General features: G+C 69.5%; 27 protein-coding genes. 16 read left to right on the forward strand and 11 right to left on the reverse strand.

The window, feature by feature from the left end:
• Positions 1-435 precede the first annotated feature (435 nt).
• Positions 436-843, forward strand: coding sequence for a hypothetical protein (locus AB0H88_RS23210; protein ID WP_357647620.1), 408 nt, complete (start codon positions 436-438; stop codon positions 841-843).
• A 243-nt stretch (positions 844-1,086) separates the two neighbouring features.
• On the opposite strand, the gene AB0H88_RS23215 is transcribed toward AB0H88_RS23210, so the two are convergent.
• A complete protein-coding gene (locus AB0H88_RS23215) occupies positions 1,087-1,599 on the reverse strand; it encodes an ATP-binding protein (RefSeq protein ID WP_357647622.1) in 513 nt (170 codons plus the stop codon).
• 62 nt (positions 1,600-1,661) lie between these two features.
• Here AB0H88_RS23215 and AB0H88_RS23220 point away from each other — a divergent pair, with 62 nt between their 5' ends.
• The 3 genes from AB0H88_RS23220 to AB0H88_RS23230 are packed head-to-tail and all read left to right on the forward strand — an operon-like array spanning position 1,662 to position 3,873.
• A complete protein-coding gene (locus tag AB0H88_RS23220; RefSeq protein WP_357647624.1) occupies positions 1,662-1,838 on the forward strand; it encodes a helix-turn-helix transcriptional regulator in 177 nt (58 codons plus the stop codon).
• 33 nt (positions 1,839-1,871) lie between these two features.
• Positions 1,872-2,804: a hypothetical protein gene (locus tag AB0H88_RS23225; protein WP_357647626.1), complete on the forward strand. Its 933-nt coding sequence runs from the start codon at positions 1,872-1,874 to the stop codon at positions 2,802-2,804.
• Between the two features lie 43 nt (positions 2,805-2,847).
• Positions 2,848-3,873, forward strand: coding sequence for a hypothetical protein (locus AB0H88_RS23230; RefSeq protein ID WP_357647627.1), 1,026 nt, complete (start codon positions 2,848-2,850; stop codon positions 3,871-3,873).
• A 99-nt stretch (positions 3,874-3,972) separates the two neighbouring features.
• Here the strand turns inward: AB0H88_RS23230 and AB0H88_RS23235 are convergent, their stop codons facing one another.
• Both AB0H88_RS23235 and AB0H88_RS23240 read right to left on the reverse strand, forming a co-directional pair.
• Positions 3,973-4,560 (reverse strand): Uma2 family endonuclease, encoded by a 588-nt coding sequence (locus AB0H88_RS23235; RefSeq protein ID WP_357647629.1) that lies wholly within the window; start codon positions 4,558-4,560, stop codon positions 3,973-3,975.
• 433 nt (positions 4,561-4,993) lie between these two features.
• Positions 4,994-5,395, reverse strand: a complete 402-nt coding sequence (locus AB0H88_RS23240; protein ID WP_357647631.1) for a helix-turn-helix domain-containing protein — start codon at positions 5,393-5,395, stop codon at positions 4,994-4,996.
• 119 nt (positions 5,396-5,514) lie between these two features.
• Between AB0H88_RS23240 and AB0H88_RS23245 the strand changes: the two genes are divergently transcribed.
• Positions 5,515-6,135: an NAD(P)-binding domain-containing protein gene (locus AB0H88_RS23245; RefSeq protein WP_357647633.1), complete on the forward strand. Its 621-nt coding sequence runs from the start codon at positions 5,515-5,517 to the stop codon at positions 6,133-6,135.
• A 161-nt stretch (positions 6,136-6,296) separates the two neighbouring features.
• Here the strand turns inward: AB0H88_RS23245 and AB0H88_RS23250 are convergent, their stop codons facing one another.
• Complete coding sequence (locus AB0H88_RS23250) at positions 6,297-7,742, reverse strand: FAD-dependent monooxygenase (protein WP_357647635.1); 1,446 nt, start codon at positions 7,740-7,742, stop codon at positions 6,297-6,299.
• A 99-nt stretch (positions 7,743-7,841) separates the two neighbouring features.
• Here AB0H88_RS23250 and AB0H88_RS23255 point away from each other — a divergent pair, with 99 nt between their 5' ends.
• From AB0H88_RS23255 to AB0H88_RS23280, 6 genes are all read left to right on the forward strand, one after another.
• On the forward strand, positions 7,842-7,997 hold the full coding sequence (locus AB0H88_RS23255; protein WP_091081925.1) for a helix-turn-helix domain-containing protein: 156 nt from the start codon (positions 7,842-7,844) through the stop codon (positions 7,995-7,997).
• Between the two features lie 45 nt (positions 7,998-8,042).
• The gene (locus AB0H88_RS23260; protein WP_357647637.1) at positions 8,043-8,510 is read left to right on the forward strand and encodes a Clp protease N-terminal domain-containing protein; all 468 of its coding nucleotides are present in this window, start codon (positions 8,043-8,045) and stop codon (positions 8,508-8,510) included.
• Positions 8,511-8,629: 119 nt separating this feature from the next.
• The gene (locus AB0H88_RS23265) at positions 8,630-9,379 is read left to right on the forward strand and encodes a class I SAM-dependent methyltransferase (RefSeq protein WP_357647639.1); all 750 of its coding nucleotides are present in this window, start codon (positions 8,630-8,632) and stop codon (positions 9,377-9,379) included.
• A gap of 112 nt (positions 9,380-9,491) precedes the next feature.
• Entirely contained in the window at positions 9,492-9,731 is a 240-nt protein-coding gene (locus tag AB0H88_RS23270) for an SHOCT domain-containing protein (protein WP_357647641.1), read from the forward strand.
• A 160-nt stretch (positions 9,732-9,891) separates the two neighbouring features.
• The gene (locus AB0H88_RS23275) at positions 9,892-10,872 is read left to right on the forward strand and encodes a sulfite exporter TauE/SafE family protein (RefSeq protein ID WP_357647643.1); all 981 of its coding nucleotides are present in this window, start codon (positions 9,892-9,894) and stop codon (positions 10,870-10,872) included.
• A 52-nt stretch (positions 10,873-10,924) separates the two neighbouring features.
• Positions 10,925-12,313 carry a sel1 repeat family protein gene (locus AB0H88_RS23280; RefSeq protein WP_357647645.1) on the forward strand — a complete coding sequence of 463 codons (1,389 nt, stop codon included), beginning with the start codon at positions 10,925-10,927 and terminating at the stop codon, positions 12,311-12,313.
• A gap of 125 nt (positions 12,314-12,438) precedes the next feature.
• Here AB0H88_RS23280 and ald read toward each other — a convergent pair whose 3' ends face one another.
• Together ald and AB0H88_RS23290 are read right to left on the reverse strand one after the other, a co-directional pair.
• Complete coding sequence (gene ald / locus AB0H88_RS23285) at positions 12,439-13,554, reverse strand: alanine dehydrogenase (RefSeq protein WP_357647647.1); 1,116 nt, start codon at positions 13,552-13,554, stop codon at positions 12,439-12,441.
• Between the two features lie 38 nt (positions 13,555-13,592).
• Positions 13,593-14,975 carry an aspartate aminotransferase family protein gene (locus AB0H88_RS23290; RefSeq protein ID WP_357647649.1) on the reverse strand — a complete coding sequence of 461 codons (1,383 nt, stop codon included), beginning with the start codon at positions 14,973-14,975 and terminating at the stop codon, positions 13,593-13,595.
• 230 nt (positions 14,976-15,205) lie between these two features.
• Here AB0H88_RS23290 and AB0H88_RS23295 point away from each other — a divergent pair, with 230 nt between their 5' ends.
• The gene (locus AB0H88_RS23295; RefSeq protein ID WP_357647651.1) at positions 15,206-16,561 is read left to right on the forward strand and encodes a dipeptidase; all 1,356 of its coding nucleotides are present in this window, start codon (positions 15,206-15,208) and stop codon (positions 16,559-16,561) included.
• Positions 16,562-16,587: 26 nt separating this feature from the next.
• On the opposite strand, the gene AB0H88_RS23300 is transcribed toward AB0H88_RS23295, so the two are convergent.
• A complete protein-coding gene (locus AB0H88_RS23300; protein ID WP_357647652.1) occupies positions 16,588-17,538 on the reverse strand; it encodes an Lrp/AsnC family transcriptional regulator in 951 nt (316 codons plus the stop codon).
• Positions 17,539-17,623: 85 nt separating this feature from the next.
• On the opposite strand from AB0H88_RS23300, the gene AB0H88_RS23305 reads away from it, so the two are divergent.
• Complete coding sequence (locus AB0H88_RS23305) at positions 17,624-18,448, forward strand: NAD(P)H-binding protein (RefSeq protein ID WP_357647655.1); 825 nt, start codon at positions 17,624-17,626, stop codon at positions 18,446-18,448.
• Between the two features lie 89 nt (positions 18,449-18,537).
• Positions 18,538-19,140 (forward strand): hypothetical protein, encoded by a 603-nt coding sequence (locus tag AB0H88_RS23310; protein ID WP_357647658.1) that lies wholly within the window; start codon positions 18,538-18,540, stop codon positions 19,138-19,140.
• Positions 19,141-19,142: 2 nt separating this feature from the next.
• Here AB0H88_RS23310 and AB0H88_RS23315 read toward each other — a convergent pair whose 3' ends face one another.
• The 4 genes from AB0H88_RS23315 to AB0H88_RS23330 all read right to left on the reverse strand — a co-directional run bounded on the left by AB0H88_RS23315 (position 19,143) and on the right by AB0H88_RS23330 (position 21,802).
• On the reverse strand, positions 19,143-19,733 hold the full coding sequence (locus AB0H88_RS23315) for a TetR family transcriptional regulator (RefSeq protein WP_357647660.1): 591 nt from the start codon (positions 19,731-19,733) through the stop codon (positions 19,143-19,145).
• 73 nt (positions 19,734-19,806) lie between these two features.
• Entirely contained in the window at positions 19,807-20,517 is a 711-nt protein-coding gene (locus tag AB0H88_RS23320) for a sulfotransferase family protein (protein WP_357647662.1), read from the reverse strand.
• A gap of 171 nt (positions 20,518-20,688) precedes the next feature.
• The gene (locus AB0H88_RS23325; protein WP_357647664.1) at positions 20,689-21,231 is read right to left on the reverse strand and encodes a helix-turn-helix domain-containing protein; all 543 of its coding nucleotides are present in this window, start codon (positions 21,229-21,231) and stop codon (positions 20,689-20,691) included.
• A gap of 40 nt (positions 21,232-21,271) precedes the next feature.
• The gene (locus AB0H88_RS23330; RefSeq protein ID WP_357647666.1) at positions 21,272-21,802 is read right to left on the reverse strand and encodes a cysteine dioxygenase family protein; all 531 of its coding nucleotides are present in this window, start codon (positions 21,800-21,802) and stop codon (positions 21,272-21,274) included.
• Between the two features lie 100 nt (positions 21,803-21,902).
• On the opposite strand from AB0H88_RS23330, the gene AB0H88_RS23335 reads away from it, so the two are divergent.
• Together AB0H88_RS23335 and AB0H88_RS23340 are read left to right on the forward strand one after the other, a co-directional pair.
• A complete protein-coding gene (locus AB0H88_RS23335; RefSeq protein ID WP_357647668.1) occupies positions 21,903-22,763 on the forward strand; it encodes a LysR family transcriptional regulator in 861 nt (286 codons plus the stop codon).
• Positions 22,764-22,900: 137 nt separating this feature from the next.
• Positions 22,901-23,533 carry a LysE family translocator gene (locus tag AB0H88_RS23340; RefSeq protein ID WP_357647670.1) on the forward strand — a complete coding sequence of 211 codons (633 nt, stop codon included), beginning with the start codon at positions 22,901-22,903 and terminating at the stop codon, positions 23,531-23,533.
• Positions 23,534-23,665: the final 132 nt, after the last annotated feature.

Consider the following 23,665-nt stretch of genomic DNA (forward strand, 5'->3'; position numbering starts at 1 on the left):
ATGAGTGTGCCTTCCGGGTGGGGATCGTTGCTTTCACCCACCCTTCGCCGTACGCCCGCTTCTTCTTCCCACCACTCCCCTACGGCCCTCCGAGCACCTGACGACCGCCGCCCCCACCCGCCCCAGCACACGTCGGCGGGCCGCCGGGCTGCTGGTCCGTCTGCTGACGAAGGGATTTCGGAATCAGGGAAGCGCCGGAGTGTGGTCAATCATTGGACTATTGACTCGTGGGGCTTCACCCCGAAACGTCAGCTCGGGCGCGCCTTATGGGAAAACAATCCGCACTATGATGATCTACTGATGAGAGGAATAGTTGCGCTATTTGCGCTCCTGCTACTGACGGGGTGTTCGACAGAGGAGCCGAAGGACTGGCTGCTCAAGGATCCGAGCCGCTGGCCACTGGCAGCGCTGCCGGGTTCGGCATCCAGGTCGGGGATGCCAAACGGGGCGGACAAGGTGCTGGCACGGATCCAGGTCGCGAAGTACGACATGGTCCCCTGGATCCACAGCAAGGGCGTGTGCGGGCTCGCCGACCAGGGGTCCTCTGGCGCCACGTTCAACATGAGCCAAGTCCTGACGGAGTCCGAGGGGAACATCACCACAACGGAGGAGGGCTTCGCGGGGCCCGAGGAACTCATGACCGGATCCAGCTGGGAGAGCATGGTGACGTTGTGGTGCACCCCCACCCGGATGTTCGTCACCGTCGAAGCCAAGGATCTCGGAAAGGTACGGATCGACGGGAACGCGGCGGCCAAGAAGACCAATGGGAAGCTGACGGTCGCGGTAGGCACGCCGGAGGCGGTCAAGCAGTCACTCCCCGACGCGACCATGATCGGTCGCTAGAGCCGTGCTGCCCGCGGCCGCGTTCAACGGCTGGGCCGACGACTCTTGTTGCGGCCCCGCCGCTCGCACCGGGCCAGGCTCGGCGGCGGAGCCGCCCCCCAACGTCCACTTCCAAGAGACAGGCCTGGATGGACGGGAGCCTGTCTCTCCCATCTCCGCCTCTCAGCGGCAGGACAATGGGGGCGCGTGACCAGCCACGGGGGACGGCCGTTGAACGGCGTTCAGCTGGTCACGGGCTTGTGGTTAGTGATCACGGGCCAGAGATGGCCGACATCCGAGATCGGGACGCGCTACCCCGTCTATGGCTTGGGCTGTCAGATGTGTGACCGGCGTGTGCACCTCTTCGCATCTTGAAGCAGCCGGGTACGGCAAGTCGGCCCAGACCACACGGCGTTGGCCGCTCAGGTACGTGCCCCAGGCGCGAGAATGCGTCTTGACGATGTGCAGGCCCCGTCCTGATTCCGTCAGGGTCATCAGTCCCTCGCGCGTCGTCGGATCTGGGGCCGACGGTTGCCGCACGACGTGCGGTCCATCCCCATCGAGGGCACCCGGGTCGATGACCTCGACGCGAAGAGAGCCGCTGCCACGAACTACCCGCAACACCACCCAGTCGCGTCCCTCGCCGTCCTCGACGTGCATGACGGCATTCGAGATCAACTCGGTCACGACAATCGCCGTTATCACGTCCGAACTCGTGATGTGCCTCACCTCGCGAGATGCCCATGCTCTCGCACCCTGTTTCCACAGAACCAGCACGGGTATTCCTCAGAGGTATAAGACAGTATTGAGCCAATACCTCTCCGCTATAAGCTCAGCTGGTGGACGTACGGACTCTCCCCGAAGCGCTCAAAGCGATCATGGAAGAACGGAATTGGACACAGATCCAGCTCGCCCAAGAGTTGGGAGTTTCTCAAGCATGGATATCGCGCGTCTGCCGCGGCGTCGCCGATACGAGTTTGACGAGAGCAAAACAGCTGCTTGTGCGCGTCGGCTGAGAGATGCGCTTTTCACCTTCTGTGGAGGAACCTGTGGAACGCAGGGAATTCCTGGCAGCCGCCGCATCCGTGATGTTCGTGCCGTCCGCTGTCAGCTCGAATCCCTATCTCGATCCGGACTATGTGCGCGCTCTCGCCGATAGCCTGGCACGCGGCCGCTACGAACTCGGAGGCGTGCCGATTGCGGCCCGCGCTCTAGGACATGTAAAGCAAATTACGCACATCACAATGAAAACGGCCGGGATCGAGCTGCAAGGAGCCGCTTCCGATCTGATGTATCAGACCAGCATCGCCCTGTACGACGCCGGGAGACTCGCCCAAGCCGAGCACGCGGGCATGACCGCGCTCGACCTGGCACACCATGCACAGCACTTCCCGGCGCAGGCACGCGCCTACGATGCGCTGAGCCGCGTCAGCCTCTACCGCGATGACCCGATGCGGGCGGTGCAATTCGCCCAGCGCGGACTGCGAATCCCAGACCTTCCCCCGAGCCGCCAATCCAGCTTGCACATGCGCCTCGGACGCGGCCTGGCCGGCATCAAGGGGAGCCAGAAGGATGCGAGGAATGCCCTTGACCGCGCCCTGGACACGCGCGGACTGAGCGCGTTTGCGGAGGCCACCCTCAGCGGGGATGTCGCCATCGGCCTAAGCCAACTGGGGCAGTTCGGTCAAGCGGCACACCTCCTGGGCGATGCCGCCAATGCCATGGGGCAATGGTCCCTCCTCTTCCAGGCCCAATACCTAGGCCGCCTCGCACAAACGGCGATCTGGGCAAACAGCCCGACGCTCGCTGTCAACCACATACACAGCCTGACGCGGGCACTGCCCTTTATCAGCTCCGCTCGGGTGAACAGCCAAGCGAAGGACATCATTCAGGGCTCAGCTAAATGGGATCGAATTCCTGACGTCCGCCTGGCCCGTGAGCGTCTCCATGCGATACTTTCGCCCGAGCATCCTCCCTCGTGACGAGGGACGCGTATTCGTGGATGGATTTACCAGGAGCATGCGCGTGACGCTCTCGCGACGCCAGTTCACCCAGCTGCTCGCCGGCGCAGCACTCACCTCCCTTCTGCCCGGCCTCGGTGACCCGGATCAAGCTCAGCGGGTAGCCCGCGCGATCGAGCAGCCGTCGCGTATCGACGGCGAAGTCATCGACTACTTCCGGCGTGTGCTGGCCGAGCACTACACCGCTGACAAGATGCTCGGCCCTCGCTCCCTGCTTCGTCCGGTATTGGCGCAGATCGACGTCTTGGACGAGCTCCGGCGAGGTGCCGGCACCCGCCACGCCGCGTCGCTCCTTCAGGTGCTGGCCCAGTACGCCGAGATGGCGGGCTGGCTACACCAAGATCTCGGCGAACTCGATAACGCCATGCACTGGACCAGGCGAGCCGCCGAATGGTCCCAGTGCGCAGGAGATTGCCAAATGTCGGCCTACCTGCTGGTACGGCAGTCCAACATCGCCTGCTTGACCGGTGATCATGCCGCCGTCGTCCAACTCGCCGGCGCCGCCCGCCGCGACACTGACGCGCTGGAGCCGAAGCTGGACGCCCTGGCCGCCCAGCAACAGGCCCGTGGACTGGCCATGCTCGGTGAGCACGACGAGTGCTTCACCCTTCTCGACCAAGCCGCCGAAACCCTCCGCGACCATCCGCGAGTCAGCCGCCAGGACGTACCGGTCTACCTGCATTCCTACGACCTCGACACGCTCCAGGAGCAAAGCGCCGTCTGTCACCGGGCCGCCGGCCGCGCCGACACCGCCGCCGCTATCCTCCAAGCCCAGATCGGCAAACTTCCCCCCAACCTCACCCGCGACCGCGGCCACCTCACGGCCAAACTTGCCGTAGCCGTCGCCCAATCCTCCGTCGCGGAGCCGAACCGCGCCGCCCACCTGGGGCACGAGGCGCTGGGCATCGCCCATCAGACAGGCTCTGCCCGCATTCGCCGCGAGCTACGGACGCTGGACGGCGCGTTGCGCGAGCGCTGGCCTGACGACACCGACACACGGACGTTCCACGAAGCGCTCATCAGCCTCTGAGCCGTGGCAGAGCGACATGCAACCACATCCGCATCGGCCTGTAGTCGGATTTGAGGCGCTGGTGTTCGCGGGTGCACGCCACAAGCACACTGTCGGTTGTCAGGGGGCGGTCAGGGTGAGGAACGGGATAGTCGCCCTGATGGGGAGTTCCAGCTCGAGTTCGGACCTGTGCACCTGGTGGAGCCGGTATTCCGAAGCGACGGCGTCGAGGTGGAACTCCTTCACCTCAACGATCTCGTATTTCTCGTCCAGCATGATCAGGAGGTAGAGCGGGATACCGGAGGCCGCGTACTGGACGCGTTTGTCGGTGAGGTCTTCGCGGACCATTCCCGGCGAGGACACCTCGACAACCGCAAGGGTCTGCGATACCTCCGGCTTCTGGCCAGGATCGTCCAGGCACTTATAGATCACGACGTCCGGGCGTCGGAAGGTGAACTTGGGAACCCGCCAGAGCACGACATCGATGTCGGTCTCAACACTCATACATGGGCCGCCGGCGGGGCGCGCGACTTCCAGCGAACTGGCGAGCCGACGTGCGATCCGGTTGTGTTGCGGAGCCGGTGACTCGCATTTGATCACGTGGCCGTGCACGACCTCGATGCTTCTGGCGACGTCCTCGCGCAGCGCACGGTATTCAGCCTCACTCATCACTTCGGGAAGGGACTCGAACCAGGACGGGATTTCCATGCCGGTCTCCCCCGCTAGAGGCGGACATCGAGGATCGGCGAGCAGTGAAAGGGTGACGGGAGTCGAACCCGTGCTGTCAGCTTGGGAACTGCGTCGATCATAGCCCGACAGGGTGCAGGCTTTTTGAGCCCGCTTCCCCGGAGCTCCAACCGCCCCATGTTGCCCGGCCCCCTCCACCCCCGCGCACCCGATGGTGCTGGGAGCGCGCCGGTCAACGCTGGGGCAGGGAGGAGAGATAGCCATGCCCTGCTCCCTTCCCTCGGCTCAGGTCATCGAAGTAGCCACTCCAGGCAGGCCAAGCGGTCGGGGAGCTCGAGGGGCGGCAGCCCCTCGTTTCGGGGTTTGGGGCGGAGCCCCAATAGACACAGTCTGAGGTCTTGAGCGCGAAGCGCCCCTCTGGCGAAGGCCTTGCTTGGAGAGCGGGTGACGGGTTTCAGTGGTCGCGGGCGTCGTACTCTTCGCGGGCGCTGTCGATCCGGTCGATGTTCTGCTCGGCCCACTGCTTCATGACCGCCATGACGGGCAGGAGGCTCCGTCCCAGGTCGGTGAGTGCGTAGTCGACGCGGACCGGCACCGCCGGAGTGACCGTACGCGAGATCAGGCCGTCGCGTTCGAGGTGGCGCAGGGTCTCCGTGAGCATCTTCTGGCTGGCGCCCGCGATCGCGCGAGCCAGATCGCCGTAGCGGCGCGGGCCGTCGGCCAGCTCGTTGAGCAGGACGGCCACCCACTTGTCACCGAGGCGCTCGATCAGCCGGTTGGCCGGGCAGGCGGTGAAGCGCGCCTGGTAGGACAGTCGGCTCTCGGTGCGCCGCTGGGCGGCGGTGCGAGTGGTCATGGCATCCCCTCACGTGCGCTGGCCACCTTGAAGTGCGTACTGCCGTTCGACCGTAGCACCGCCTAACTTCGCTCGTGAGCAGGGCTCAACCTGCCTGATCAAGGAGCTGAAGAGAAACCATGACGACGATCGCCATCCTCGGCTCGGGCGCTGTGGCCCGAGCCCTCACCTGCCGGCTGCGAGACGCCGGGCACGAGCTCATCGTGGGCTCTCGTGCCCCGCGCGAGGACTCCGCCGTTCCTGTCGTCGGCCTGCGTGAGGCGGCGGGTGTGGCGGAGGTGGTGATCAATGCCCTGCCCGGCCCTGTGTCGGTGGAGGTGCTCACCGGCCTCGCGGCGGAACTGGCGGGCAAGGTGCTGGTCGACGTCGCCAACGCCACCGAATCCGACGCGCGCGGCTTCGCGGCGGCGCTGCTGTATCCGGGCGGCAGCCTCGCCGAGGAGATCCAGCGGGCCTTGCCGGAGGTACGCGTGGTGAAGACGCTCAACACCATGCACGAATCGATCATGGCTCAACCGGATCGGCCGACCCACCCGCCCACTGCCTTTCTGTCCGGGAACGACGCCGACGCCAAGAAGGCCGTCGGTGGTCTGCTGGCCGACCTGGGGTGGGCGGCTGAGTGGGTCATCGATCTCGGTGGTGTGGAGACGGCGCGGGTGCCGGAGGCGTTCATGCTGATGGTCGGCGACCTTGTCCGCGCGCTCGGCCCGGTGCCCTTCGGCATGGCCATCGCCCACTGACGCCTGTCAACGTCCGTTGACTCGGACGCACGTCCCCTGACGCTGACGCACGCGGACGCACGTCTCCTGACGCGGACGCACGCGGACGCACGTCTCCTGACGCGGACGCACGTCTTTTCTGTTGATGCGGACGCACGCCTGTTGACGCCTGTTGACGCCTGCTACGCCGATCGAGGGGTGAGCCAGGTGGTCATCGCCTCGGGCAGGCCGTTCCTGCCCGCCCAGGCCACGTAGCCGTCGGGGCGGATCAGCAGGACGTCCACGGGCGGGTCCGCGCAGTGCGCGGCGACGACGTGGAGGCGGTCGTCGCTGACCAGGTCGCCCAGCTCCGAAGGGCCCAGGTTGAGGAGTACCCAGCCGGCCGGCCGCATGAGCTCCGCCACGCGGGTCGGTCCCTCCGTGGTGGTCAGTGCCAGGTCGGGGACGAATCGGCCGGTCAGGGGGTGGGGCGCGGTGCCGTACCGGATGTCGGAGCCCTGGAGCAGTTCACCGAGGCGGCGCAAGGGCTGGTCGAAGGTGAACAGCTCCGTGAGGAGGTCACGCAGGGCCGTGCCGTCCTCGCCGGTGAGGCGTTCCAGGGTCGCCTGGGCGCGGGTGTGGCGCAGGGTGTGGACGGCCACCGGGCGGCGTTCCGACTCGTACGTGTCGAGCAGGCCGGGCGGGGCCTGGCCGTGCAGGTGGGCGGCCAGCTTCCAGGCCAGGTTGGCGGTGTCCATCAGGCCGACGTTCAGCGCCGAGCCGCCCGCGGGGAACAGGTGGGCGGCGTCACCCGCCAGGAACACTCGGCCCTCGCGGTAACGGTCGGCGACGCGGGCCTGCGAGACGGTGCTCGACAGCCAGATGGGCTCGCCCAGCGGCAGGTCGACGCCGCTGACGCGGCGCACCGCGGCCTCGAAATCCCCCAGCGTGACGGCCGTCGCGGGCGCCGCCCCCTTCTCGCGTACGCCGACGATGTGGACGCCGGGCTGAAGCGAGGTGAGCAGCAGGCGGCCGTTCGGGGTATGGTTCCAGCCCTGCTGCAGGCCCTTGACCTGCGGTGTGTCGAAGATGCTCGCACCCGGCGCCGCGAAGTGGCCGAGCAGCAGCACCTCGTCGTCCGTCGTGCCGGGGAAGCCGATGCCCGCCTGTTCGCGTACCAGGCTGCGGCCGCCGTCGCAGCCGACGACGTAGCGGGCCCGGAGCCGGAAGCCGTCACCCTCCAGCGTCACACCTTCGTCGTCCTGGGCGAGCGCCCTCAGCCGGTGGTCCCATCTGATCTCGGCGCCGAGCTCGGCCGCGCGCTCGCGCAGCAGCCGCTCCAGGCGGGGCTGCTGGATCATCAGCAGCTGTAACGGGGAGTCGCCGCCCAGCTCGGCGAACTTCAAGGGCACCGAGCCGAACGGGAAGCCCGGCGCGCGTCCGGCGAACGGGCTGCCCGCGCTGAACCGTTCGAGCAGGCCCCGATGGTCGAGCAGCTGGATGATCTGCCCGCCCAGGCCGTTGGCCTTGGGGAGATCGCCAGGCTCGGCTCTCTTCTCCAGCACGGTCGTACGGACGCCGCCCAGGCGCAGCTCGCACGCCAGCATGAGCCCGGCGGGGCCCGCTCCTATGATCACTACTTCTTCCATGCCTGTCAGGCTAGATTGACAAATAGAGCCCTGTCAATCTAGCCTGACGTTGTGGACGTGGGAGAACTCTCTGAACGCATCAAGTCGAACGACCCCGCCATGGGGCTGCGCGCGGTCGGCGCCCTGCATCGGCTGGCCGAGCAGGTCGAGGCCGTGTCCGTGGCCCTGGCCAGAGAGCAGGGGTGGACGTGGGAGCAGATCGGCGACGCGCTCGGCATGTCGCGGCAGTCGGTGCACGCGAAGTACGGAAAGTGACGCGCAGCACGGAAGTGCTGCGGATTACCGGAAGTGAGGGGTGGCATGTTCGGTACGGAGAAGAGCCCGTTCGCCGTGGTCGTGGCCGCGGCGCTGGAGGAGGCCAGGCAGCGCGGCGACCGGCGGCTGGGGACCGAGTATCTGCTGCTCGGACTGCTGCGCGAGCCGGATCTGGCCCCCGCGCGAGCGCTCGGCGTGGATCTGGAACGGGCGCGGGCGGCCCTCGAGGAGCTTGACCGGGCGTCGCTGCGGGCGCTCGGGATCGACGTCGGCGAGGTGCCGCGAGCACGGCCGCGCAAGCATCCGGCCGTGCCGGGCACCGCGCTGACGTCCAGCGCGCGGGCGGCGATCAACCAGACGATCAAGACGACCACCCGCAAGGTCAGGAACACCGCCGCACCGGCCCAGCTGCTGCTGGCCCTGCTCGCGCAGGGACGGCCCGATCCGGTGGCCGAGCTGATCGACCAGCTCGGCATCGACCGCGGCGAGGTCCGTGCCCGCCTGACCGCCTGACCGCCTCACCGCCTCACCGCCTCACCGACCGGCCGAGCGATGGACAACGGGCGGCGGGCGGCGGGCGGCGGGCTGAAATCGGGTTGATCGCGCCTCACTCCTCCTGGCAGTCTCGAACGATGGACCATCGGACGTTCGACGACCTAGTCCAAGAGGCCGAATCGGTCTCCGTGGACGGCTGGGACTTCTCCTGGCTCGACGGCCGGGCGACGGAGGCCCGCCCCTCCTGGGGGTACGCCCGCCGCCTGGCCGGCCGGATGGCCACCGCCGAGGCCGCGCTGGACATCGAGACCGGCGGCGGCGAGATCCTGGCCGGTGTTCCCAAGCTCCCGCCGGTCACCGTCGCCACGGAGTCGTGGCCGCCCAACCTCGCCCTGGCCGCCAAGAGGCTGCGCGCCCGCGGCGCCGCGGTGGTGGCCGACGACGAGCTGCCCCGCCTGCCGTTCCGTACGGCGGCCTTCGACCTGGTCGTCAGCCGTCACCCGGTGCGCACCTGGTGGGCCGAGATCGCCCGCGTACTCAAGCCGGGCGGCACCTACTTCTCGCAGCAGGTGGGCCCGCGCAGCGTCGCCGAGCTGACCGAATTCTTCCTGGGCCCGCAGGACGGCTCCAGCCGCGACCCCGGCAAGGCCAGGGCGGCGGCCGAGCAGGCCGGGCTCACCGTGGTCGATCTGCGGGCCGAGTCGTTGCGGATGGAGTTCTGGGACATCGGCGCGGTGATCTACTTCCTGCGTAAGGTGATCTGGACGGTCCCGGACTTCTCGGTCGGACGCTACCAGAAAGAGCTGCGCGAGCTGCACGAACGCATCCAGGAAGACGGACCGTTCATCGCTCATTCCACCCGTTTCCTGATCGAGGCCAGGGCCTGACCGACTACCGCTGTGGGTGTACGACGAAAGAGGCCGAACACTCCCCTGGGCGGAGCGCACGACGCGCCCAAGGTCCGATGCGCCGGGCTCGTCCGGTGGCGACCCTGGGGATATGAACACAATGACGCATTGGGGCTGGGGCGCTGGATTCTGGCCGATCATCCCGGTTGTCTGGGGCCTGTTCTGGGTGGCCGTCGTCGCCCTGGCCGCTCGGACCTGGCAGAAGGGTCGCTGGCAGCGTACCGAGGCCGGAGCGACCACGTCGGCGGAGCGGATCCTCGCCGAGCGGTACGCGCGCGGCGAGATGACCGACGACGAGTACTTCCAGCGGATGTCAGTGCTCAAGAGCTGACCCACCCGACGCTCAAGAGCCACGGCGCAAGCCAAACCACCACGCGGGTAAAAGAACTGTTACTGGCCGCATCCAGTTCGCGACGTTAAGTTGCCTCTAGGGACTGTCGAGAAGTGGGGGCTCTTATGCAGTCAATCGCCCGATTCTGCGGCGGCTGAGCGTGCAGGCCGCCACCCTGCTCGCCACCGGGCTCGCCGCCGGGCTGGTGGCGGGGACCGCGTCCTGCACCGCGGTGCAGGGCGGGCTGCTTGTGGGCCTCACCTCGGGCGGCTGCGATGGCGACGAGCGGGGGCCGTCGCGCGATCCCGCGCTCGTGGGGTGGTTCCTGGCGGGCCGGCTGGCCGCCTACGCGACCGCCGGGGCGCTGCTCGGCCTGGCGGGTTCGGCCGTCAGCCTGCCCCCGCAGGCGCGGGCGGTGCTGCTCGTGGCGGCGGGCGTCGCGGTCATCACGTACGCGATCAGGTTGCTCCGCCGGCGGCGGTCCGGCTGCGAGGCCCCCAAGCGGACGCCCCGGAGCGCGCCACTGCTGGGCGCGGCCACCATCCTCATCCCCTGCGGGGTGACTCTCGGCATGGAGATGATCGCGGTCTCCAGTGGCTCGCCGCTCGGCGGCGCCGCGGTGATGACCGGGTTCGTGCTCGGCACCGCGCCCGCCTTCGCGCTGCTCGGCTGGATCCTGCGGCGCGTCTCGCGGACCAGGCTCGCCCGGCTGGCCGGGGTGGCGGCGCTCGCGGCCGGCCTGTGGACGGTCGGCTCGGGGCTCAGCCTGGGCGGCTGGCTCGCGGCTCCGGCAGGTTCGGCGGGCCTGGTCGGCCTGGCAGGTCTGACGGGCTTGGCGGGTTCGACAGGTTCGGCGGGTGGCGCGTCGGGCGGAGCCGGCGCCGGCGCCGAGCAGGGTGCCCATACGGTCACCGTCTGGGCAACCCGCGACGGCTACCGGCCGGAGATCGTGAGCGCCCGCGCCGGCGTCCCCGTCGAGATCGTCTTCAAGCTGGCCGACCAGGGCTGCACGAGCACGGTCACGATCGCCGGGCGGGACATCGCCCTTCCCGCGACGGTGCACCTGCCGCCGCAGCGCCCTGGGTCGCTTCGTTACGTATGCGGGATGGGGATGTACAGCGGCTACATCAACTTCTCCTAGTCCCTCGGCGATTACTGTTCGCATTCGCGCGATTACCTGGCACCCTGTGGCCATGGCGTGGTGGCAAGAGGAGGTGGCGGCACCGGCTGTTCCGGCGCCACGTGTGGGAGACGAGCCTGAGCTGCTGATGGCTGCTCGGGCCGGCGACCCGCAGGCGGCGCACCGGCTCGGCCGGCTCTGCGCCCAGCGGGGCGACCGCTCGGCGGCCAAGGAGTGGTGGGAACGCGCGGCGGCGGGCGGCAACATCGACAGTGCCTACAACCTGGGCATCTGGCACGAGAAGCACGGCAGCCTGGAGGAGTCCGTCTCCTGGTACAAACTGGCCGCCGCCACCGGCGACGTCGAGGCCGCGGTCAACCTGGCCACGCTGCTGCTGGAGCAACGCGGAGACGTCACGGCCGCCAGGCGCTGGTTCGAGATCGCGGCCCGCGAGGGCTCCCGGACGGCCGCCCGGCGACTGGCGCTGATCTGCGAGGACGCGGGTGAGGTCGCGGCCGCGCGCGAGTGGCACCGCAGAGCGGCCGCCGACGGCGACGCGGCCTCCGCGCACGACCTGGGCTTCCTGGCGTACGCGGCGGGCGAGGACGAGGAGACCCTGCACTGGTGGGAGTGCGCCGCGCGCAGCGGCCACGCCGAGTCGGCCTACTGCCTCGGCCTGCTCCTCCAGGCCAGCCGTGACCCCGAGGGCGCCGGCGCCTACTTCCGGCTGGCCGCCAAGAGCGACCACCCGGGCGCCGCCTCGCAGCTCGGCGCCAGGGCGCTGGCCCACGGAGATCTGCGTACGGCCCGCGCCTGGTTCGAGCGGGCGGCCGGCGCGGGCCGGCTGGCGGACCAGCGGATGGCCGGGTTCGTCTGCGTCGAGCTGGGCGACTCCGCCGGGGCCAGCCACTGGTTCGGCCGGGCGGCGGCCAGCGGCGACGCCGAGTCCGCCTTCCACTTCGGGCTGCTGCTCATCGCCGAGTTCAGCGACCTGGCGGGCGGGCGGCACTGGTTCCGGCAGGCCGCGCTGGCCGGACATCACCAGGCGGCCATCGAGCTGGCCGGGCTGCTGTCGGCGGCCGGGGAGACGGACGAGGCCGCGCGCTGGCTGGCCGACCCGCCGCCTCCGTCGTGGGACCGGCCGGCCGAGCCCGAGCTGGCCGCGCGGGCCGAGCTGGCGGCCTCCGCCACGGGCCGCCGGGGCGGCGTCTCGCTGGCCGAACGCGAGCTGGCCGAGATCCTCGGCACCTGGGACCTGGCGACCAGACCGCTGCACGACCACGCGGACGTGCTGGGCTGGCTGGCCCGGCGCAGCGGCCTGCACTCCAGCGCGATCGAGCACCTGGCGTCGGTACGCGGCACGCTGCTCCGTCCGGGCAGCGCGCCCTGGCCCAGCCCCGGCGAGATCGACCACGTCCTCGCCACGGCCCGCGACCTGCGACAGCGGCTCGGCGTCCGATAGCCAAGCCGCTGTGCTCCAGTGGCGGGTCAAGCGGGTCAAGCGACTCAGGTGGGCCAGACAGGTCAGGCGATTCAAGTGGGCCAGACGGGTCAGGCGGGTCAGGCGGGCCAGAGGGGCCAGACGGGTCAGGCGGCGAGGACCTCGGTCACCGGCGTGACCGGGAGTTCGAGCGCCTGCGCGACCGGGCCGTTGGTGAGCAGGCCGTCGTAGGTGTTGAGCCCGCCCGCCAGGCCCGCGTCCGCCTTGAGCGCGTCGCGCCAGCCCAGGTCGGCGAGCTTGACGGCGTACGGGAGCGTCGCGTTGGTCAGGGCGTAGGTGGAGGTGTTGGCCACCGAGCCCGGCATGTTCGCCACGCAGTAGAAGATCGACCCGTGCACGGTGTAGGTCGGCTCGGCGTGCGTGGTCGGGTGTGAGTCCTCGAAGCAGCCGCCCTGGTCGATGGCGATGTCGACCAGCACCGAGCCCTGCTTCATGCGCGAGACCAGGTCGTTCGAGACCAGCGTCGGGGCCTTGGCGCCCGGGATCAGGACCGCGCCGATGACCAGGTCGGCGTTCAGCACCTCGCGCTCGATCGCGTACGACGTGGAGACCAGCGTCTTGAGCCGGCCCTGGTAGATGGCGTCGATGAAGCGCAGGCGGTCGACGTTCGTGTCGAGCACGGTGACCTCGGCGCCCATGCCGACGGCGATCTGGGCGGCGTTCAGCCCGGAGACGCCGCCGCCGATCACGACCACCTTGGCCGGGGCCACACCGGGCACCCCGCCCGGCAGCACGCCGCGGCCGCCGTTGAAGCGCATCAGGTTGTACGCCCCCACCTGCGGGGCCAGGCGGCCCGCGACCTCCGACATCGGGGCGAGCAGCGGCAGGGTGTTGCCGACCTGCACGGTCTCGTAGGCGATGCCCGTCGTCTTCGCCCCGAGCAGCGCGTCGGTGCACGCCCGGGAGGCGGCCAGGTGCAGGTAGGTGAACAGCACCAGGCCATCGCGCAGCCGGTGGTACTCCTCGGCGATCGGCTCCTTGACCTTGAGCACCATCTCCGCCTCGCCCCACACGGCGTCGGCGCCTTCGACGATCTTCGCGCCCGCCGCCAGGTATTCCTCGTCCGGGATGTGCGAGCCCAGGCCCGCACCTCGCTGAACGGTGACGTCGTGGCCGTGACGGACCAGCTCGTGCACGCCTGCCGGGGTTGCGGCGACTCGGTATTCGTGGTTCTTGACCTCGGCAGGCACGCCGATCTTCATGGCGGATCCTTTCGTTCCTTGAACAGCGTTGAACAGTGTTAGAGGCGAGCCCACGCTTCCGTGAGCACGTTGCGGAGGATCGACCCGATCTCGTCGAACTCCTTCGGCCCCGCGATCAGCGGCGGCGCGAGCTGGATGACGGGGTCGCCACGGTCGTCGGCGCGGCAGTAGAGCCCGGCCTCGAACAGCGCCTTCGACAGGAACCCGCGCAGCAGCCGCTCCGACTCCTCGTCGGTGAACGTCTCCTTGGTGGTCTTGTCCTTGACCAGCTCGATGCCCCAGAAATAGCCGGCGCCCCGGACGTCGCCGACGATCGGCAGGTCCTTGAGCCCGTCGAGGGTGGCCTGGAAGAGCGGCTCGTTCTTGGTGACGTGGCCGAGCAGGTCCTCGCGCTCGAAGATGTCGAGGTTGGCCAGCGCCACGGCCGCCGAGACCGGGTGCCCGCCGAAGGTGTAGCCGTGGGCGAACATCTGGTCGCCGCCCTTGAACGGCTCGAACAGCCGGTCATGCACGATCATGGCCCCGATGGGCGAGTAGCCGCTGGTCAGGCCCTTGGCGCAGGTGATGATGTCGGGCACGTAGTCGAACTTCTGGCCGCCGAACATCGTGCCGAGCCGGCCGAAGGCGCAGATGACCTCGTCGGAGACGAGCAGCACGTCGTACTCGTCGCAGATCTCGCGCAGCCGCTGCCAGTAGCCGGCCGGCGGCGGGAAGCAGCCGCCGGCGTTCTGCACCGGCTCGGCGAAGACGGCGGCCACCGTGTCGGGGCCCTCCATCTCGATCGCGCGGGCGACGCGGTCGGCGGCCCAGATGCCGTACTCCTCCGGGCTCATCCCCTTGACGCCACTGATCTCGTCGGCGCGGTAGTAGTTCGTGTTCGGCACCCGCACCGAACCGGGCACGAGCGGCTCGAACATCTGCTTGAACGCCGGGATGCCGGTGATCGACAGGGCGCCCTGCGGGGTGCCGTGGTAGGCGATCTGGCGGCTGATGACCTTGTGCTTGAGCGGCTTGCCGATGAGCTTGTAGTACTGCTTGGCCAGCTTCCAGGCCGACTCGACCGCCTCGCCGCCGCCGGTGGTGAAGAAGACCCTGTTGAGATCGCCGGGGGCCAGGCTCGCGAGCCGCTGTGCCAGCTCGGCCGCCTTCGGGTGCGCGTAAGACCACAACGGGAAGAAGGCGAGCTCCTGCGCCTGCTTGGCGGCCGCCTCGGCCAGCTCGCTCCGGCCGTGACCGGCTTGGACCACGAAGAGTCCCGCCAGGCCGTCCAGGTAGCGTTTGCCGTGGATGTCGTAGATGTAGGAGCCCTCACCGCGAACGATGGTCGGGATCTCCGCCTGCTGGTAGGCGCTGTGCCTCGTGAAGTGCAACCACAGGTGATCCTGCGCGGCCTTGAGAATCTCGTTTTCCGGCTGCGTCATGATTATCTTCCCTCGTGTCCGATCTCCCCACAGTCTGCATGTTCACCTCGGGTTTGCCAAGCGAAAGCGTCGCAGCAGTGTGCAAGAAAACCGAGATCCGCAGGAACGGAATGTAACAGCTGCGAAATCCGCAGGTAGATTAGCGCGCGGGCCATGCCCGTTTCACGCGATGTGAAGCCTTTGTGATCCAATGAGACGTTAACTATCGAGAACGACCCGGGGGACCGTCCGTGACTCCTGACCAGATCGAGAGCGCCATCGCGGCCGCGATGCCGCAGTCCGTGGAGGACCTCAAGCGGCTCGCCGCCATCCCGTCGGTGGCCTTCCCCGGGCATCCCGAGGAGCCCGTGCTCGCCGCCGCGGCCTTGACCGAGGAGCTGTTGCGCAGCACCGGACTGACGCATGTGCAGCGGGTCGCGGTCGAGGGCAGCTTCCCCGCGGTGTACGGCGAGGTGGCCGCGCCGCCCGGCGCGCCCACGGTGCTGCTCTACGCGCACTATGACGTGCAGCCCGCCGGGGACCCGGCCGCCTGGCGTACCCCGCCCTTCGAGCCGACCCTGATCGACGGCCAGCTGTTCGGCAGGGGCGCCGCAGACGACAAGTCGGGCATCATCTCGCATGTCACCGCCCTGCGCGCGTTCCAGGGGCAGTTCCCCGTCGGGGTGAAGGTCCTCATCGAGGGCCAGGAGGAGTACGCCGGGGAGCGCCTGGAGGCGTTCGTCGAGCGCAACCCCGACCTGCTGCGGGCCGACGCGATCGTGGTGGCCGACTGCGGCAACCCGCGGATCGGCGACCCCGCGGTCACCACCTCCCTGCGCGGCATGGCGGCCTTCACCATCGAGGTCCGCACCCTGCGCGAGCCGGTGCACAGCGGCCAGTTCGGCGGCGCCACCCCCGACGCGCTCTCGGCGCTCATGCGCATGCTGACCTCGCTGCACGACGACAACGGCGACATCCGGGTACCGGGCCTGCCCCGCGGCACCTTCCTCGGTCAGGGACCGTCGGAGGAGGAGTTCCGCAGGACCTCCGGTGTGCTGGACGGTGTGTCGCTGGTCGGCTCCGGCTCCCTGGCGGACCGCCTGTGGGCCTCGTACGCCATCACCGTGACCGGCATCGACGCGCCTTCGGTGTCGGGCGCCATCAACGCGGTCCAGCCCGCGGCCCGCGCCCGCGTCACGGTCCGCATCCCCCCTTCCGGCGACCCCAAGACGACCGTGAACGCGGTGGTCGAGTTCCTGCGGCAGGTCACGCCGTGGGGCGCGCAGGTCGCCTTCGGCGACTTCACCGTGGGATCGGGCTTCCAGGCGGACTCGGGCGGCAAGGCCCGCACGGCGCTCAACCGGGCCATGGAGCGCGCCTTCGGGCGGCCGCCGCGCGACGTGGGGGCGGGCGGGTCGATTCCGCTGGTGAACACGCTGCTGAAGCAGTTCCCGGCGGCGGAGATCCTGCTGTTCGGGGCCGAGGACGAGGAGGCGGCCATCCACGCGCCCAACGAGCGGGTGGACCTGGAGGAGCTGCGCCGCATCGCCACCGCCGAGGCGCTGTTCCTGCGGGAGCTCAGCCTGCCCTCCGCGCTCGGCGTCTGATTCCTGATCCCTGATCCCTGATTTCGCTACAGCAGGAGTCGGCCGCCGCGCTTGACCGTGCGGATGATGGGGGCGGTCTCCATGGTGGTGACCGCCTCCAGGGCAGCGAGGCGCTCGGTGAGGTACCGGCCCAGGTCCAGCGGGTCGCGGCAGTTCAGGGCCGCGACCAGGTTGGTGGGCCCGGTGGTGAGGGCGGCGAAGGCGATCTCGGGATGCCGCGCCAGCGCCGCACCGACCTCGACCGCCTTGGCCGGCGGGGCGGCGATCCACAGCCGGGCCTCGGTGCCGAATCCGAGCGCCGAAGGCGGTACGTCGAGCTGGTAGCTCAGGATTCCCTGGCCGCGCAGCGCGTACAGGCGGCGTTTCACCGTGGTCTCCGACCAGCCGGTGGCGGCGGCCAGCTCGGCGTAGGGCGCGCGGCCGTCCAGATTGAGCGCCCGCAGCAGGGCCTTGTCGCCCTCGTCGAGGTCGATCGGACCGTCTCCGGCCTCGACCGGCGGCGGGCGCAGCCGGTCGGCCTGTTCGGGTGACAGGCAGGCCAGCCCCTGCCAGCCGTCCGGCAGCACGAAATTACGCAGCAGCAGGTGAGCGGAGACCGAGACGACCCGGCTGGTGCGGGGCAGTTTGTCCAGCAGCAGGGCGTCCTGGTCGTGGGTGCCGCGCGTCCGTACGGTGCAGGAGATCTCGGTGCCGCCGGACAGCAGGTACACGAAGGACGTGTCGTCACGGGCGGCCAGCGCCTTGGCGACCGGCACGGCCGCGTCCGGGGTACAGCGCAGCCGGATGGTCCACTGGGTGTGCCCCAGCCGTGCGCCGTTGACCAGGCCCGCCACCCGCAGCACGCCTTGGCCGCGCAGCCGCCGGTAGCGGCGGGCCACGGTGTTCTCCGAGACCCCGAGCACGTCGGCGACCGCCCTGAACGAGGCCCGGCCGTCGATCTGCAGCGCGTGAACCAGACCCCGGTCGACGGTATCCATCCAGACATCCCTGTGCGGTGACGGTTTCCGGCGATCCTAGCCGCCTGGCTGGGACACGTGGGTGGTCGTGCGCGACGCTCGTCGCATGAACATCCTCGTCCTCGCCGCCACCGGAAACGTCGGCGGTCAGATCATCACCCAACTGCGCGAGACCGGCCACGCCGTACGGGCGGTCACCCGCGATCCGCGCGCCGCCCGCTTCCCCGCCGAGGTCGAGGTGATGCGCGGCGATCTGTCCGCGCCGGACACCATCGCGGCCTGCCTGGACGGCATCGACGCGGTGTTCCTGCTCTGGCCGCTGCACACCGGCGAACAGCTGCCCGCCGTGCTCGACGTGATCGCCCGGCGGGCCCGCCGCGTGGTCTTCCTGGGTACGGGCGGCGTTCCCGACCTCGGCTTCGAGGAGCAGGAGAAGCTCGTCCACGGCTGCGGGATCGAGTCCACCATGATCAGGCCGAGCACCTTCGCGGTGAACACGTTGTGGTGGGCCGACCAGATCCGGGCCGGGGACATCGTCGAGGGGGCTTACGGCGCGCTGCCGATGTCCCCGATCCATGAGGCCGACATGGCGGCCGTCGCGGTCCGCGCCCTCACCGAGCCGGGACACGACGGCGCCACCTACACCCTGACCGGCCCGGAAGTGCTCACCCAGGCCGAGCAGGTCCGCGTCATCGGCGAGGCGCTGGGCCGGCCGCTGCGCTGGCGGGAGCTGACCCGCGAACAGGCCCGAGAGCGGCTGCTGGCCGACGAGAGCTTCCCCGACTCCTTCGTCGACGTGCTCCTCGACGGCTACGCCGCCATGCTCGCCGGACCGCCGCCCACCCTGACCTCCACCGTCCAGGACGTCACCGGGGTTCCGGCACGGTCTCTGCGGCGGTGGGCCACGGACCACGCCGCCGACTTCGGCTGACGGGGGCTGACAGGGTGAGCAGTGGGCGGGCACGCCGGATTGACACGTATGTCACCGGACGTCAGTTTTGATTTATGGAGGAGTTTCGCATGGTGCGCGAATTCTCATTCGCGACCGCTGCCCGCTTGCTCAGCCCGCTCATCCTGCTGGTCCCGGTGTGCCTGGCGCTCAGCTTCGCCTCGGGCCGTCATATCGAATGGGGGTGGATAGCCGCGGGAACGGCGATACTCGCCATTGGCGTACGCCTGGCCAGGCATCGGCAGATGGCCGCGGACACGGTCGTACGTTTCTCCGCTGAGGGCGTGGAGATGGAAGACGCGTACGGATCCCGCGTACGCCTGGCATGGCGGCACATTGAGTGCGTCGATGTCGTGGAAAGCCGGGTGCCGAGCCCGCGTACCATCGCCGAGGCGGACCGGATCTATGTCCGGACCGGAACCAGAAAATGCATCGGCGTGGTCGGCTGGGGTGAATATGAGGTTTCTCCCAGCGCCCCTGGCTGGTTGTTGTGCCATCTGGATCGGATGCCGGTCGATCCGGCGACCGGATTACCGAAACTGAGTATTCCCCTTGGCGTCGTCGACCCGCTGTGGGAACACGGTCCGATGGGCGATCGGGTCCGCCACCACCGGCCCGATCTGCTGGCCGGCGACCAGCCCCGGGCCGGCGTGGGGGGCGGCGGAAGCCTCTGAGATCAGGTGTCGGCGTCGAGCAGCGTGCGGATGAGAGGTACGGCCAGGCGGAGGACGTCGTCGAGGTCGGCCTCGGCCAGGTCGGGCATGCGCACCAGGTGGCGGTGGACGGTGATGCCGAACATCATCGCGCCCGCCAGCGCCGCCCGCAGGCGCGCGTCGGGACCGTGGACCCCGGCCGCGATCCGGTCGATCGCCTCAGCCGTCACGTGCTCGCGGAGCAACTGGGCGGCTTCCTGGCTGGTCATGCTGGTGCGCAGGAGTATGGCCATCGGGTTGTCGGGGGCGGCGGCCCAGCGCTCCAGCATGGCGCGCAGGTAGTTCTCGGCGGAGCGACCCGGGTCGTCGGTGGTCAGGGAGTCGACGTCGAGGCACAAGTCGAGGGACTCGCGGAACAGCTGTTGCTTGGTGCCGAAGTACTGGATGACCGAGGACTTGTCGACGTCCGCCTCGGCCGCGATCGCGCGGATGGTGGCGCGTTCGTAGCCGACCTCGCCGAAGGTGCGGCGGGCGGCCTCCAGGATCCGGCGGCGAGTGCGCTGGCCCTTGCTCTCGTTCTCCCACGCCTGGCCGGCGAGCTCATCGGTCGACATGGGCCACCACCTCCTGCTGGCCTCCGATGGTAACGGGGTCAGGCACCACCAGAGGCCGGGCAGGGGGTCGGATCTAGCGGACCTCCTCGATGGACGATGGGATCTGCCCCGCCATCAGCTCGCCCATCCTGCGCTGCAGCGACTCGGAGTCGTTGAGGTGCGGGAACGGCTCATCGGGCACCTCGACGTCCAGGAACTCGCACAACGGCTCCCACCCCTGGCGCACGTCGAACACCAGGAGCCGGCTCGCGGGCAGGCTCGCCTCGACGGTGGCCCTGTGGCGCTCGAACGCCTCGATGGCGACCTTCTCGTCGGGCATGCCGGCCATGGGAGTCCAGCCCTGGCCGAAGGTCTCCTCCCCGATCGCGCTCATGACCGGCTGCATCTTCTGCATCCCCTCGAAGACCTTCGCCGCGGCCGGTGGCAGCGTCGACGGGTCCATGGACATGGTCCGGCCGGGGCCCATGGAGAAGAGATTCTGAATGCTGACGTACCAGCGAGCGGGGTCGCGGACGGTCAGGATGACCTTGGCGTCAGGGTAGGCCGCCGCCTGCTCGCGCCAGAACCCGCTGGCCGGCCAGTCCTGGGCCGACTGGTAGCCGTCGAACACCTGGTCCCAGTCCACCGGCTCGCCGGAGACGACGGACACCCACCGGTCGGCATGCTCCGGCTTGGTCAGGATCTCGAACATGTGGTAGCAGGGGCCGAACCCGAGCCGCTCCAGCGCGGCCTTCATCGAGCTGGTTCCGGTACGCGGGAACCCCGCCCCGATCACTTTCAGCATTGCCGTGCCTCCCGTTTCCAGCGGCTGACGCGCGCCTCTGGCTGAGAGTAAAGGACTAGCCCACAAATCTCAACGCTTGTACATTTTTTCCCATTATGGCCGGATCGGCGCCCGCTTACGGCCGGATCGGTGCCCGCTTGGGGCCGACGCAAGCGCCCGCTCATGGCCGGGTCAGCGCCTGCCGACCGTCCCGTACCTGAGCAGGTCGAGCAGCCGCGCGGACTGGTCCGAGCCGGTCAGCGCTATCGCGTTGGCGAGGGTCATCAGCTCGCGGACGGTCAGGTCGGGGCGGACCTCGCCCGCCTCCTGTGCCCTGGTGAGCAGTGCCGAGGCGGTGGCCAGCATCTTCTCGTGCCACTCGCCGAACAGCGCCGAGCCGTCGCGCGGGAGGGCCAGCGCCAGGTCGCGCTTGCCGGCGACGTGCGCGACGAAGGCGCCCAGCCACTCGTGCAGCGCGTCGCCCGGCGAAGCGGCCGCCAGGAGGGTGTCGCCGCTCTCGCACAGCTCCGTCACCTCGTCGGCGTAGACGGCGATGATCAGGTCCTGGCGGGTGGGGAAATGCCGGTACATCGTCGCGTTGCCGACCCCGGCGTGGCGGGCGACGTCGTCGAGCGGCACGTCCGCGCCGCGCTCGGCGAACAGCTTCCTGGCCGCGGCCAGGACCGCGTCGTGGTTGCGGCGCGCGTCCGCCCGCCTGGGGCGCTCTGCCGGCATACGGCTCAGCCTAGCCGGGCCCTCAGGTTGAGTACCGTGGCTAGGCCGGCGTCCTGACGGGCAGGTCGTAGACCCGGCGCACGCTGCTGCCGAGCCTGCTCACGTCGGCCCCGTACACGTGCACCGACACCCCGACCTCGTCACTCACGTTGATCACCTTGTGGATGTCGCCGGGCGGCGCGAACCCGCTGGCCTCGCCCGGCAGGTTGGCTGCCTGCCCGATCTCCAGCAGGTGGTCCCCCATGTCCCGGTAGAGCGTCTCGTGTTCGATCCCGCTGATCACGCCGAACGCGCACCACGACACGTGGTCGTGGATCACCGTGTACTGGCCCGGCCGCCATACGACCGACACGATCGAGAAGTCGTCGCACGCGTACAGCGCCTGGGACACGTACGTATCGGGCGAACCCGCTCGCTCTTCCGCCGTGAGCAAGTCGAGGCTGGACAGCCGTGGGCGGAGCAGATCCGCCACCGCGAACGCGGTCTCCCGCGGAGCGAGACGGCGGGCGGTGATGTCGCCGATGTCCGACACGAGGGCGTCGAGCCCCGGCCGGATCAGGACCGTGTCCATGTATGTCTCCCTATAAGTCGCTCTCCCCCTCTACGGTGCTACGTTGGGATCCATAGGTCCAACAGAAGTTTTGTGGCTCATCAATAGATATGGTTGATGAATGCTGGATGTCGTACGGCTCCGCGTCCTCGTCGCCGTCGCGCGTACGGGCTCGCTGACCGCCGCTGCCAAGGAGCTGCACTACTCGCAGCCGTCGGTCAGTCACCACCTCGCCCGGCTCGAAGCCGAGACCGGGGCCAAGCTCGTGCAGCGCGTCGGGCGTGGCATCCGGCTCACGGAGGCCGGCAAGCTGCTCACCACGCGGGCCGACGACATCATCGGCCGCCTCGACGCCACCGCCGACGAGCTGGCCGCGCACGTGGGGCTGCGTTCGGGGCGGGCCCGGCTGGCCGCGTTCCCCTCCGCGCTGGGCACCTTCATCCCCAGGACGGCGACCCGGTTGGCGGGTTCGCATCCCGGGCTGCGGCTGCACCTCACGGAGACCGAGCCGCCGGAGGCGCTGCGGCTGCTGCGGAGCGGGCGGGTGGATGTGGCGGTGATGTTCCGCTACGACGACACGGCACCGGAGGACCCGGGGATCCAGATGATCCACCTGCTCGACGACCCGAGTTATCTGGTGTCCTCCGGCGTCTCGCAGGATTTGGGGGCACACGCCGGGGACCCCTGGATCGCGGGGTGTGACCGGTGTCGTAGCCATCTGCTCGACATCTGCGCCAAGGCGGGGTTCGAGCCGCGGATCTCCTTCACCAGCGACGACATCGTGGCCGTACAAGCGCTGGTGGCGGCGGGCATGGGGCTGACCGTGCTGCCCGGACTGGCGCTCAGCGCGCACCGGCATCCGGACGTGGAGGTGGCTCCGATCCCGGGGTCCACCAGGCATGTGTACGCGGCGGTCTACGGCGACCCGCCCCACCCGCCGGCCACCGAGGCGCTGCTGTCGGCCCTGGTGGAGAGCGTCTGACCCGTCGCGCCGTGGCGGCGGGGGGCGCACCCCTACGATCCGTCGAGGCGGCGGGGGCGCACCCCCCACGATCCGTCGTGGCGCGGCGGCGGAATTCCGTTGGCCGCGACGAGGGGCGCACGCCTACCATGAGCGACATGCCGGATTTCGCGACGCTCGCTCTCTTCTGCGCGGCCACCCTCGCCCTCCTCCTGGTGCCGGGTCCCGCGGTTCTGTTCATCGTCACCAGAAGCGTCGCGCAGGGCAGGTCGGCGGGCCTGATCTCGGTGCTCGGCGTCCACGCGGGCTCGGTGGTGCACGTGGTCGCCGCGGCCCTGGGCATCAGCGCGCTGGTGGCCGCCTCCGCCACGGCGTTCACCGTGATCAAGTACGCGGGCGTCGCCTACCTCGTCTGGCTCGGGGTGCGCAAGCTGATGAACCGGACCGCCGCCTCGGCCGAGGAAGCGGTCGAGACGGAGATGCACTCCAAGCGGCGGATGTTCTGGGAGGGCTTCGTGGTCAACGTGCTCAACCCCAAGACCGCCATCTTCTTCCTGGCGTTCCTGCCGCAGTTCACGGATCCGGCGGCGGGTCCGGTCGCGCCGCAGATCCTGGTGCTCGGGCTGGTCTGGATGGGGCTCGGGATGACCACGGACGGCACGTACGCGCTGCTCTCCTCGGCCCTGGCCGGCCGGGTCCGGCGCTCCACGCGGGCGCGGCGCCGCCTCGACATCGGCAGCGGCCTCGTCTACCTCGGCCTGGCCGCACTGCTCACGGGCGAAAAGGCGTAACTCCCTGCTCACGGGCGAAAGGGCGTAGCTCCCTGCTCACGGGCGAGAAGGCGTAGCTCCCCTGCTCACGGGCGAGTAAGCATAGTAAGCGGGGCAATCTCCTGCCTGGGGGCGAGCCCGGATGGGATAGTG

It is taken from the genome of Nonomuraea sp. NPDC050680 (genome assembly GCF_040654555.1).
Taxonomy (GTDB): Bacteria; Actinomycetota; Actinomycetes; order Streptosporangiales; family Streptosporangiaceae; genus Nonomuraea.